The sequence below is a fragment of the Mumia flava genome (assembly GCF_002797495.1).
Taxonomy (GTDB): domain Bacteria; phylum Actinomycetota; class Actinomycetes; order Propionibacteriales; family Nocardioidaceae; genus Mumia; species Mumia flava.
Window position 1 is genome coordinate 800,639 of sequence record NZ_PGEZ01000001.1, and the last position, 11,202, is coordinate 811,840.

At 73.6% G+C, this 11,202-nt stretch carries 10 protein-coding genes; 7 read left to right on the forward strand and 3 right to left on the reverse strand.

The genetic code is table 11. The features are described from left to right. The first annotated feature begins 27 nt into the window (after positions 1 to 27). The 5 genes from CLV56_RS03805 (at position 28) to CLV56_RS03825 (ending at position 6,238) form a co-directional block, all read left to right on the forward strand. Positions 28 to 1,044: an MDR family NADP-dependent oxidoreductase gene (locus CLV56_RS03805; protein WP_039345676.1), complete on the forward strand. Its 1,017-nt coding sequence runs from the start codon at positions 28 to 30 to the stop codon at positions 1,042 to 1,044. A 72-nt stretch (positions 1,045 to 1,116) separates the two neighbouring features. Beyond that, positions 1,117 to 1,839, forward strand: coding sequence for a response regulator transcription factor (locus tag CLV56_RS03810; RefSeq protein ID WP_039345678.1), 723 nt, complete (start codon positions 1,117 to 1,119; stop codon positions 1,837 to 1,839). Further along, complete coding sequence (locus tag CLV56_RS03815) at positions 1,836 to 4,430, forward strand: DUF4153 domain-containing protein (protein ID WP_039345680.1); 2,595 nt, start codon at positions 1,836 to 1,838, stop codon at positions 4,428 to 4,430. Before CLV56_RS03810 ends, CLV56_RS03815 begins: the two co-directional genes overlap by 4 nt. A 120-nt stretch (positions 4,431 to 4,550) precedes the next feature. Continuing rightward, positions 4,551 to 6,134 (forward strand): sodium-dependent transporter, encoded by a 1,584-nt coding sequence (locus tag CLV56_RS03820; RefSeq protein WP_211287967.1) that lies wholly within the window; start codon positions 4,551 to 4,553, stop codon positions 6,132 to 6,134. Next, complete coding sequence (locus CLV56_RS03825; RefSeq protein WP_100414414.1) at positions 6,134 to 6,238, forward strand: methionine/alanine import family NSS transporter small subunit; 105 nt, start codon at positions 6,134 to 6,136, stop codon at positions 6,236 to 6,238. Before CLV56_RS03820 ends, CLV56_RS03825 begins: the two co-directional genes overlap by 1 nt. 7 nt (positions 6,239 to 6,245) lie before the next feature. Here the strand turns inward: CLV56_RS03825 and CLV56_RS03830 are convergent, their stop codons facing one another. Together CLV56_RS03830 and CLV56_RS03835 are read right to left on the reverse strand one after the other, a co-directional pair. After that, positions 6,246 to 7,652 (reverse strand): FAD-dependent oxidoreductase, encoded by a 1,407-nt coding sequence (locus tag CLV56_RS03830; protein WP_039345682.1) that lies wholly within the window; start codon positions 7,650 to 7,652, stop codon positions 6,246 to 6,248. A 34-nt stretch (positions 7,653 to 7,686) separates the two neighbouring features. Beyond that, positions 7,687 to 8,403, reverse strand: coding sequence for an MIP/aquaporin family protein (locus tag CLV56_RS03835; RefSeq protein ID WP_039345685.1), 717 nt, complete (start codon positions 8,401 to 8,403; stop codon positions 7,687 to 7,689). A gap of 45 nt (positions 8,404 to 8,448) precedes the next feature. Between CLV56_RS03835 and CLV56_RS03840 the strand changes: the two genes are divergently transcribed. Further along, positions 8,449 to 9,117, forward strand: coding sequence for a metalloregulator ArsR/SmtB family transcription factor (locus CLV56_RS03840; RefSeq protein WP_039345689.1), 669 nt, complete (start codon positions 8,449 to 8,451; stop codon positions 9,115 to 9,117). Positions 9,118 to 9,148: 31 nt separating this feature from the next. Continuing rightward, complete coding sequence (locus tag CLV56_RS03845) at positions 9,149 to 9,796, forward strand: arsenate reductase ArsC (RefSeq protein WP_039345692.1); 648 nt, start codon at positions 9,149 to 9,151, stop codon at positions 9,794 to 9,796. A gap of 15 nt (positions 9,797 to 9,811) precedes the next feature. On the opposite strand, the gene CLV56_RS03850 is transcribed toward CLV56_RS03845, so the two are convergent. Further along, positions 9,812 to 11,134: an NAD(P)-binding domain-containing protein gene (locus CLV56_RS03850; RefSeq protein WP_039345893.1), complete on the reverse strand. Its 1,323-nt coding sequence runs from the start codon at positions 11,132 to 11,134 to the stop codon at positions 9,812 to 9,814. Positions 11,135 to 11,202 lie beyond the last annotated feature (68 nt).

Below are 11,202 nucleotides of genomic sequence, written 5' to 3' on the forward strand. Positions count from 1 at the left end.
CACCACCGCGCGACCGGGAGGACGACCGTGACGACCCCGACTTCCGTACGGGCGGTGGTGCTGCGCCGCCGCCCGGACGGGCTCCCCCGCACCGACGACGTCACCGTCACCGTGACCGACCTGCCCGAGCGGGGCGTCGAGGACGTCCTGCTCGGCGTCGCCGACCTCTCGCTGGACCCGTACCTGCGCTCCACGCTCGCCGGCACCCACCTCGACGACCCGGCAGTCGCGATCGGCGGCGTCGTCCCCGGCCGGTCGGTCGCCCGGGTCCTGGCATCGGACGACCCGACCGTCCCGGTCGGCACCTGGGTGGTCGCCGAGACCGGGTGGCGCAGCCACGCCGTCGTCCCGGCCCGTGCGGTCCGCCCGGTCTCGGTGCCCACGGGCGTACGACCGTCCGCGGCGCTCGGCGCGCTCGGCATGCCGGGCCTCACCGCCTACGCCGCGATCGAGCGACACCTGCGGCCGGGGCGCGGTGAGACGGTCGTCGTGTCCGCGGCCACGGGCGGGGTCGGAGCGGTCGCCGGGGCGCTGGCGCGGGCCCGCGGCGCACGCACGGTGGCGATCACGGGCTCGTCAGCCAAGGCCGACGACGCGCTCGGCCTCGGCTACGACGCCGCGGTCGTGCGCGGCGAGGACGGATGGACCGGCGCGCTGCGGCGCGCGTGCCCCGAGCGCGTCGACTGCTACCTGCACATGGGCGACCAGGCCACGCTCGACGGCGTGCTCGCGCAGCTCTCCCTCGGCGCGCGCGTGTCGCTGTGCGGCCTGATGGACCAGTACAACGGCGCGGGCCGTACGACCCTGCCGGCCGGCACGATCATGGCGGCGCGGGCGCAGGTGCACGGGATGGTCGTCCACGACCACGGGGACCTCGAGCCCGCCTTCGTCGACGCGGTCGGAGCGCTGCTGCGGACGGGCGGCCTGCGCCTGCACGAGGAGCGCCATCGTGGCCTCGAGAGCGCCGGTGCGGCGTTCGCCCGGCTGATGGCGGGCCACAACCGCGGCAAGGTCGTCGTCGAAGTCGACCCGGACCCCCGCTGACCCGGCGAACCTGCACGAAACCTGCACACGTCGTCCGCACCCTCTGCAGCCCGACGCTCGTAGCCTTCCGGCATGAGCACACGACAGCGGCGGGTCCTCGTCGTCGAGGACGACCCGGTGATCAACCAGGCCGTGGCCGACCGTCTCGCCACCGAGGGGTACGCCGTGGCGCGGGCCGCCGACGGCCCCGGCGCCGTGGCCGCCTTCGAGCGGGAGCCGGCCGACCTCGTGGTCCTCGACGTGATGCTCCCGGGCTTCGACGGGTACGAGGTGTGCCGGCGGATCCAGGCCGCGCAGCCCGTCCCGGTGCTGATGCTGACCGCCCGGACCGAGGAGGCCGACATCCTGGTCGGGCTGGGCGTCGGCGCCGACGACTACCTGACCAAGCCGTTCCGGATGCGCGAGCTGGTGGCCCGGGTCGGCGCGCTGCTCCGACGGGTCGAGCGCGCCGCGGACCTCGCCGGACGTCGGCCGCTGGAGCTCGCGGGCCTGCGCCTCGACCTCGACGCCCGCCGCCTCTGGCGCGACGGGGACGAGGTGCGGCTGACGCCGACGGAGTTCGACCTCCTCGCCTGCCTCGCGTCGGCGCCCGGGACGGTGATCACCCGCGAGCGCCTGATGGCGGAGGTCTGGGGCTGGCCCGGTGCCACCGGGACCCGCACGCTCGACAGCCACGTCCGCGGCCTGCGGGCGAAGGTCGGGTCGCAGCGGATCCGCACCGTCCACGGCGTCGGCTACGCCCTCAGCACGGACGACGCGCGCACCGACGACCCGCGAACCGAGGACCCGGCATGAGCCGCGAACCGCTCGCCCCGGTGACCTCGATCAAGGTCAAGCTCGGGCTCCTGGTGGTCGCGAGCGCGGCGGTGGCGGCCACGGTCGCCGTGGTCGGGGAGATCGGCGGCGTGCCGCTGTGGCTGAGCATCCCGGTCACGATCCTGCTCGCGCTCGCCGTCACCCAGCTGCTCGCGGTCGGGATGACCGCCCCGCTGCGGCAGATGACCGAGGCGGCCCGTCGGATGGCGACCGGCGACTACGCGGTCCGCGTCGCCGACGGCGGCGGCGACGAGGTCGGAGAGCTGGCACGCGCCTTCAACACGATGGCGCGCGACCTCGACGCCGTCGACCGACAGCGCCGCGAGCTGGTCGCGAACGTCAGCCACGAGCTCCGCACCCCGCTCGCCGGGCTCTGCGCCGTCCTGGAGAACCTCGCCGACGGGGTCGGTCCCGCCGACCCCGCCGCCCTGCGGGTCGCGCTCGACCAGGCCGAGCGGCTCAGCGCGCTCGTCGAGGACCTGCTCGACCTCGCCCGCGTCGACGCAGGGAAGGCTCCGCTGGACCCGGAGCGGGTGGCGCTGCGCACCCTGCTGGCCGACGCGGTGCGCGAGGCCGAGGGACTCGGCCGGCCCGTGTCGTACGCCGTCGCGATCGACCCGACGGACCTGGAGGTGGAGGCGGACCCGGCCCGGCTCCACCAGCTGGTCGCCAACCTGCTGGACAACGCCTCCCGGCACAGCCCGGCCGGGGCGAGCGTCCGGGTGACGGCGCGCCGCCACGGCGCCCGGGTGCGCCTCGAGATCCTCGACTCCGGACCCGGCGTCGAGCAGCAGGACCGTGACCGGGTCTTCGAGCCGTTCGGCACGCTGAGCGCGACCGAGGGCGGCGGCGGGACCGGCCTCGGGCTCGCGATCGCTCGCTGGGTCACCGACCTGCACGGCGGGACGATCGGCTTCGTCAACCCCGAGCCGGGCGAGCCGGGTGGCCGGGTCCGCGTCGAGCTGCCGCTGACCCAGGCGGACGGCGCACGCCGTACGCCCGCCGCCGACCCCGCGAACCGTCCTGTCAGCCCGCAGGAACGAACGAAGGAGATGCCCGTGCCCGCAGCCACGCCACCGCCGGCCGCGCCGACCCCGCCGTCGGCACCCGTCGACGTCGCGCCCCGGCCGATCCTCGACGACGTCTTCGGCGAGTTCTGGCCGGACCGGACCTCAGCCCGCCTCCCGATCCTCCTCGGAGCCCTCGCGGTCGGTGTGCTCGGCGGTCTCGTGCTCCCGTTCCACGACCTCGGGCTCGGCACGACACTCGTCCTCCTCGCCGCGGGCGCGGTGGTCCTGACCGCGAGCCGGCGCCGCACCGATCCGTACACGCTGGTCTGCGCCGGCTTGTGCGCGCTGCTCGCAGCCACCGCCTCGGTCCGCGCCGCCGAGTGGATCACGGTGCTCTGCCTGCTGGCCGGGGCAGCCCTGTGCGTCTCGGCGGTGACCGGCGCGCGCAGCCTGCTCGGCTTCGTCCTGTCGGGCCTGGCCTGGCCGCTCGCGGGGCTGCGCGGGGTCCCCTGGCTCGGACGGACGCTCGCGACGCTCACCGGCCTCGGCCGCGGCGCCGCGCTGCTGCGGACGGGAGTGCTGTCGATCCTGGCGCTGATCGTGTTCGGGGCTTTGTTCGCCTCGGCCGACGCCCTGCTCGCCGAGTGGATCGACGCCGTGATCCCGGACCTCACGATGGACACGTTCGTGCTCCGCGCCTTCGTCACCGTGGCGGTCGGCGGCGCGGTCCTCGCCGCGGCGTACGTCGCACTGAACCCGCCGCGCGTCGAGCGCGACGGCCGCCGGTCGCGACCCGTCGCACAGCGGTACGAGTGGCTCGCACCGGTGCTCGTCGTGGACGCCGTCTTCGCCGCGTTCCTGCTGGCGCAGGCGACCGTCGTCTTCGGCGGTCACGACTACCTGCTGCGCACGACCGGCATCACCTACGCCGACTACGTCCACCAGGGCTTCGGCCAGCTCACCGTCGCGACCGCCCTGACCCTGCTGGTCGTCGGTGTCGCCGCACGCAAGGCCCGCCGCGACAGCGCGGCGGACCGGGCGTGGCTGCGGGCAGCCCTCGGGCTGCTGTGCGTGCAGACGCTCGTCGTCGTGGCCTCGGCCCTGTACCGGATGGACGTGTACCAGGACGCGTACGGCTTCACCCGGCTGCGTCTGCTCGTCGACGTCTTCGAGGGCTGGCTCGGGGTGCTCGTGCTCGCCGTGCTGGCCGCGGGGGTCACGCTGCGTGGCGCGTGGCTGCCGCGGTTCGCGGTGATCACCGGCGTCGTCGCCCTCCTCGGCCTCGCCTCGATCAACCCGGACGCGTGGGTGGCCGAGCGCAACCTGGACCGCTACGCGGACTCGGGCCGGGTCGACAGCCGCTACCTCAGCGACCTCTCCGCCGACGCCGTGCCCGTCCTCGACGACGCGCCGCCGCTGATCCGGCAGTGCGCGCTCGCCGGACGGGAGCCCGACACGGACAGCTGGCTGGAGTGGAACCTCGGGCGCGCCCGCGCCACCGACGCGCTGGAGTCGGATCCGGTCGAGCCGCCCGCTGCGGGCGCCTGCCCGTCGTACTGACCGGCCCGACCCCCGGCCACGGACCGCTCCGACCCGGCCGTCCGCGCTGAATTCGTGATGCGGACCACGCTCGGCGGGCCTATGGTCGGCCCGCAGAACGTCCACCACACCGGAGGAGCCGTGAGCCACGTCGACACCACCCCCAGCGAGGAACGCCGGGGCGCATTCACCTCACGCCGGGTCTTCATCCTGGCTGCGATCGGGTCGGCCGTCGGGTTGGGCAACATCTGGCGCTTCCCGTACGTCGCGTACGAGAACGGCGGCGGCGCGTTCATCCTCCCGTACCTCGTCGCGCTGCTGACCGCGGGCATCCCGTTCCTTCTGCTCGACTACGCGCTCGGTCACCGCAACCGCGGTTCGGCGCCGTTGTCGTTCGCACGACAGTCCCGCGGGACCGAGGGACTGGGCTGGTGGCAGGTCGGGATCTGCTTCATGATCGCGGTCTACTACGCGGCGGTCCTGGCCTGGGCCGTCCGCTACACGCTCTTCTCGTTCACCGAGGCGTGGGGCGACGACGCCGAGGCGTACTTCTTCGGCGAGTTCCTCCAGGTCGGTGACCCCGGCGTCACGATGGACTTCGTCGCCGGCGTCGTGTTCCCGCTCGCGCTGGTCTGGCTCGCGCTGATCGTCGTGCTCGTCCTGGGGGTGCAGCGCGGGATCGGTGCGATGTCGATGATCTTCATCCCGATCCTGATCGTCGCGTTCGCGGTGCTCGTGATCTACGCCCTCACGCTCGACGGGGCGGGCGAGGGCCTGAACACGCTCTTCACCCCGAACTGGGACGCGCTGAGCGAGCCAGGTGTGTGGGCCGCGGCGTACGGGCAGATCTTCTTCTCGCTGTCGATCGGCTTCGGCATCATGATCACCTACGCCTCGTACGTGCGGCGCGGCACCGACATGCCGGGCTCCGGCCTGGTCGTCGGCTTCTCGAACTCCGGCTTCGAGCTGCTCGCCGGCATCGGCGTGTTCGCCGCGCTCGGGTTCATGGCGCAGGCGTCCGGCGTGCAGGTGAGCGAGGTCGCCAGCTCCGGCGTCGGTCTCGCGTTCATCGCGTTCCCGACGATCATCAGCGAGGCGCCGCTCGGCGCGTTCCTCGGCGTGCTGTTCTTCGGCTCGTTGGTGATCGCCGGCTTCACCTCGCTGGTCAGCGTGATCGAGGTGGTGATCTCGGCGGTCCGCGACAAGTTCGAGATGACCCGGCGCGGCGCCACGCTCGCCGTCTCGATCCCGGCGGCGATCGTCAGCCTGATCTTCCTCGGCACGACGTCCGGTCTGTACGTGCTGGACATCGTGGACAACTTCATCAACAAGTTCGGGATCCTGCTCGTCGCGGTCGTCAGCATGGTCGTGCTGGCCTACGCCGTGCGTGCGCTGCCGTCGCTGGCCGAGGCGCTGAACGACCACACCTCGGTGCACGTCGGAGCGTGGTGGCGTGCGCTGATCGCCGTGGTCGCGCCGATCGCCCTCGCCTACGTGCTGATCCGGGACTTCCTCGACACCCTCGAGGAGCCGTACGGCGGGTACCCCGAGTGGATGCTCGCGGTCTTCGGCTGGGGCGCCGCCGGGATCGTGATCGTGTTCGGCTTCCTGGCGGCACTCGTGCCGTGGCGACCCGGCACCTCGCTGGAGGTCCCGGACCTGCCGCCGACCAGGCCGGGCCCGGACCGGACCGACCGGTCGCGACCCGATGAGGAGGTGCGCTGATGAGCGGTGAGGCGATCGCGATGATGATCGTGGCGATCCTGGTGATCTGGGGTGGTCTGGCCGTCGCCGTGTGGAACCTGTCGGCCCGCAGCCCGGAGGAGTAGCCCGGCGCTACCGAGTCGCGGCGAGGGCCGCGCGCTCGGCGTCGCGCTGGTGCTCCGCGACCCACGCCTGCGTCGCCATCTGGACGGCGTCCCACGGCGAGCCGAGCGGTGGTGTGTACGCCAGGTCGAGCGCGGTCAGGTCCGCGACCGTCATCGCGTGGAAGAGGGCGGTGGCGTAGGTGTCGACGCGCTTCGCGACCTCCGCTCCCCGGCGCCCGACCAGCTGCGCCCCGAGCAGCCGCCCGGTCTCGGCGTCGCCGGTGATCCGGATCGTGATCGGGGTGGCGCCCGGGTAGTACGCCTTGTGGTCGTCGACGGCGACCGTGGTCGAGACCGGCGCGAACCCGGCCGTACGTGCCTCGTGCTCGCGCAGACCGGTCCGTGCCGCCACCACGTCGAAGACCTTGACCACCTGCGTCCCCACCGAGCCGGCGAACCGTGCCGCGCCGCCGAGTGCGTTCTCCCCCGCGACGCGTCCCTGCTTGTGCGCGGTCGTGCCGAGCGGGAGGTACGTGGTCCCGAGCTGGCGGTGGTGCGTGACCACGCAGTCGCCGGCCGCCCACACGTACGGGAGGTTCGTCGCCATCGACTCCTCGACCACCACGGCGCCGCCGGGGCCCGTCTCGGCGCCTGCCCGGACCAGCAGGTCGGTGTCGGGGCGCACGCCGACGACGACGAGCACGAGGTCGACGTCCCAGCCCACGGTCTCCCCGTCGTCGGTCCGGCCGTCGACGCGCAGGCCGGACCCGGTCGTGCCGATCGACGTCACGGTCGCGCCGGTCCGGACGTCGACACCGCGCTCGACGAGCTCGTCGCGCACGATCGCGCCGAGCTCCTCGTCGACCGTCGGGAGCACCTCGCCGAGCCGCTCGACCTGGGTGACCGCGATGCCGCGCGCGGTCAGTCCTTCGGCCATCTCCAGCCCGACGTAGCCCGCGCCGACGATCAAGGCCGTCCTCGGCTCGATCCGCTCGAGCGCGTCGGTGAGCGCGAAGGTGTCGCCCATCGAGTGCAGCAGGTGGACCCCGTCGGCCGGCCCGAGGCTCGCCAGGCCGTCGATCGGCGGCACGGCCGGGACCGCGCCGGTCCCGACGACCAGTGCGTCGTACGCGAGTGCGTCGGTGCTGCCGTCGGGGTTGCGCACGACCAGGCGCTTCCCGTCGACGTCGATGTCGGTGGCGAGGGTGTCCAGCCGCAAGGTCGTGCCGGTCGCCTCGAGGTCGGCGTGGGTGCGGTGCGCGAGGTTGCGCCAGTGCGTGACCTCGCCGGACACGTAGTACGGGATGCCGCAGATCGAGAAGTTCGGGTAGGCGTCGGCGACCACGACGGTGACGTCGGCGCCCGGGTCGAGCTCGCGGGCGCGCAGCGCGGCGGAGATGCCGGCGTCGCTGCCGCCGATCGCGACCAGCTTCATGTTCGGTCCTCGTCTCGAGTCGGTGGGGAACGGGTCAGGAGGAGTGCGGGACCACCACGTCGTCGGCCTTCTCGCCGGCATCGGGGTAGAGCGCCAGCACGACGAGGATCGCGACCGCCATGCCCACGACCTGCATGGCGATGAACGCGGGCGCGGAGGCGGGCGCGATCCCGGCGAAGGTGTCGGAGAAGATCCGTCCGACGGTCACCGCCGGGTTGGCGAACGACGTGGAGCTGGTGAACCAGTAGGCGGCGCCGATGTAGATGCCGACCGTGGGCGCGGCCAGGGCGCCGCGGTTGCTGCGGACGAGCGCGAAGATCAGCGCGACCAGGCCGGCGGTCGCCACGACCTCGCTGAGGAGGTGGCCGCCGCCCAGGCGGTCCTTCGTGGAGATCGCCTGGTCGACCTCGAACATCGCGTTCGCGAGCACCGCGCCGGCGACGCCGCCCGCCACCTGCGCCACCACGTACGCGCCGAGGTCGGGCACGGGCAGGCCCTTGCCCGACCGTCGCCCCAGGAACCAGTCGGCGATCGACACGACGGGGTTGAAGTGGGCGCCGGAGACGGGGCCGAACATCAGGATCAGGGCCGCCAGCCCGAACGTGGTGGCCAGCGAGTTCTCGAGGAGCTGGAGGCCGACGTCGTCGGGCGAGAGCCGCTGGGCGGCGATGCCGGAGCCGACGACCACGGCGACGAGCAGCCCCGTCCCGAGGAACTCGGCGAGCAGCCGTCGTGGGAGCGATGAAGTCACGGGAGCATCTTGACCGATCAGATTACCTCAGTCAAACTTGAGTCAATGAACGATGAGCGAACAGCGACCCTGGAGCACCGTGCCGCCGTCTTCGGTGCACTGAGCGACCCTGCACGACTGCGGATCGTCGACGTCCTCGCGCTGGGGGACGCATCCTCCAGCGAGCTGGCCGAGCTCCTCGGGATCTCCTCGAACCTGCTCGCCCACCACCTGAAGGTGCTGCGCGAGGCAGGCCTGGTCACGTCCCACCCGTCTCAGGGCGACGGCCGCCGTCAGTACCTCCGCCTGGTCGAGGACGCGCTCGATGCGGCACCGCCCCGCATCGAGACTCCGGCACGCGTCGTGTTCGTCTGCACCGCCAACTCCGCGCGCTCGCACCTGGCGGCGGCGCTGTGGCGTCAGCACAGCCCGATCCGCTCGGCGTCGGCCGGCACGCACCCGGCGGAGGCGATCGATCCCGGCGCGCTCGACGTCGCCCGGCGCCGCGCTCTCCCCCTCCCGCGGCGACGCCCGCGCGCTCTCGTCGACGTCGCCGAGGCCGGCGACCTCGTGGTGACCGTGTGCGACCTGGCCCACGAGGAGCTCGCCGTGCCCAACGACCTGCACTGGTCGGTCCCCGACCCCGTGCGCATCGGCACGCCGGCGGCGTTCGACACCGCCTACGACGAGCTCGAGGGCCGCGTGACGGCGCTCGCCGCTCGCCTCTCGCCCTGAAGCACCGCACCACAGCACGGAAGGCTCGACGATGAGCACCGACCCGCTCCACATGATCGACCAGCAGCTCGCGCTCGACTCAGCGGTGACCCGGCTCGCCGACGAGTTCGGGAGCACTTTCGACACCGCGACCATCGAGCGGCTCCTCCGGGCGTCGTTCGACGATCTCGCCGCCCACGCCGTCGTCACGACCTACGTGCCCGTGCTCGCCGAGCGGTTCGCACGCCAACGGCTCCACGCGCTCGCGAGGGTCGAGGAGCGACACGACGACACCCGCCCGGCCGTGCTCTTCCTGTGCGTCCACAACGCCGGACGGTCCCAGATGGCACTGGGCTATCTCCAGCAGTACGGGGGCGACCGCGTGATCGGGTGGTCCGGCGGCTCCGAGCCCGCCGCAGCGGTCGACGAGGTCGCCGTGGCGGCGATGGCCGAGCGTGGCATCGACATCGCCACCGAGTTCCCCAAGCCGTGGACCGAGGAGACCGTCCGCGCCGCCGACGTGGTCGTCACCATGGGGTGCGGCGACACCTGCCCGCACTACCCCGGCACCCGGTACGAGGACTGGGACCTCCCGGACCCGGCGAACGAGGACCTCGCGCACGTCCGACCGATCCGCGACGAGATCGAACGGCGCGTGCTGTCGCTGCTCGACGGCCTGGACGTCGCCGCCCGACCCTGAGCGGGCACGACCGGGTCAGCCGAGCGACTCCGAGCTCCCCCCGATCGTGAGCAGCTGCGGGGCCGGAGTGCAGCAGCCGCCGGCGGCGCCGGCCGGCTCGTCGTACAGCCCGGATCCGCCGCACACTCCTGTGTCCGGGAGCGCGAGCTCGACCCGCTCGGCGGCCTCGACGTCGCCGGCCAGCATCGCGACCACGCTGCGGACCTGCTCGTAGCCGGTCATCGCGAGGAACGTCGGCGCGCGCCCGTACGACTTCATCCCGACCAGGTAGAGACCGGGCTCCTGCTCGTGCGCGAGATCCCGCGCACCGGTCGCCTGGACCGACCCGCACGAGTGGATGTTCGGGTCGATCTCGGCGGCGATCCGCCGGGGCGCCTCGAGCGCAGGGTCGAGGTCGAGGCGCAGCTCGGAGAGATACGTGTGGTCGGGCCGGAAGCCCGTCAGCACGACGACCACGTCGGCGGGCGCGAGCGCACGCCCCTGCTCGTCGACCACGACGGCACGGTCGTCCGTACGCCGGATCTCGGCCGTGCGGAAGCCGGTGACGACCTCGACCCGGCCACGCTCGACCGCGCGGCGCGCGTGGACGCCGAGGGCGCCACGCCGGGCGAGCTGGTCGGCGGCGCCGCCGCCGAACGCGTTGGCGGTGTCCGCGCGCCGCACGGCCCAGGTGATCGCGGTGCCAGGGTGCTCCTCGGCGATCCGGTCGAGCTCGATGATCGCGTGCAGCGCCGAGTGCCCGGCCCCGATGACGACCGCGTGCCGGCCGGCGAACCGCTCGGGCGACGCGGCGTCGGGCACGGCGTACGAGAGGAGGCCGGCGTGCGCCCGCTCCCCGAGCGCCGGCAGTCCGTCCGCGCCCGCGGGGTTGGGCGTACGCCAGGTGCCGGCGGCGTCCACCACGGCGCGGGCGAGGACCCGCGACTCGCGCCCGTCGGCATCGACGACGTGCACGGTGAACGGCTGCGCGCCGCGGTCGGCGTCGACCAGCCGGTCCCGCCCGCGCCGCGACGCCCCGGTCACCCGCGCGCCGTACCGCACGTGATCGCCGAGCACCCGCCCCAGCGGCGCCAGGTAGCGCTCGACCCAGGCGGCGCCGGTGGGGTAGCCGTCGGTCGGCGCGGACCACCCGGTCGCTTCGAGCAGCCGCGCCGACGCCGGGTCGACCAGCTCCGGCCACGCCGAGAACAGCCGCACGTGCCCCCACTCCGCGACCGCCGCACCCGGGCCGTCACCGCACTCCAGGACGAGCGGCTCGATCCCGCGCTCGAGCAGGTGCGCAGCAGCGGCGAGCCCCTGCGGACCCGCTCCGATCACGACCACCGGGAGTTCGGACATGTGAGCCACCTTCAGATTGACGATCGTCGATACGAGCGTCACTCTGCCGCTCGTATCGACGTCTGTCA

Coding starts and splice junctions, on each gene's coding strand:
- CLV56_RS03840 (WP_039345689.1), top strand. CDS start 8,449: ATGAACGATGAGCGAACAGCGACCCTGGAGCACCGTGCCGCCGTCTTC.
- CLV56_RS03850 (WP_039345893.1), bottom strand. CDS start 11,134: ATGTCCGAACTCCCGGTGGTCGTGATCGGAGCGGGTCCGCAGGGGCTC.
- CLV56_RS03825 (WP_100414414.1), top strand. CDS start 6,134: ATGAGCGGTGAGGCGATCGCGATGATGATCGTGGCGATCCTGGTGATC.
- CLV56_RS03810 (WP_039345678.1), top strand. CDS start 1,117: ATGAGCACACGACAGCGGCGGGTCCTCGTCGTCGAGGACGACCCGGTG.
- CLV56_RS03830 (WP_039345682.1), bottom strand. CDS start 7,652: ATGAAGCTGGTCGCGATCGGCGGCAGCGACGCCGGCATCTCCGCCGCG.
- CLV56_RS03845 (WP_039345692.1), top strand. CDS start 9,149: ATGAGCACCGACCCGCTCCACATGATCGACCAGCAGCTCGCGCTCGAC.
- CLV56_RS03815 (WP_039345680.1), top strand. CDS start 1,836: ATGAGCCGCGAACCGCTCGCCCCGGTGACCTCGATCAAGGTCAAGCTC.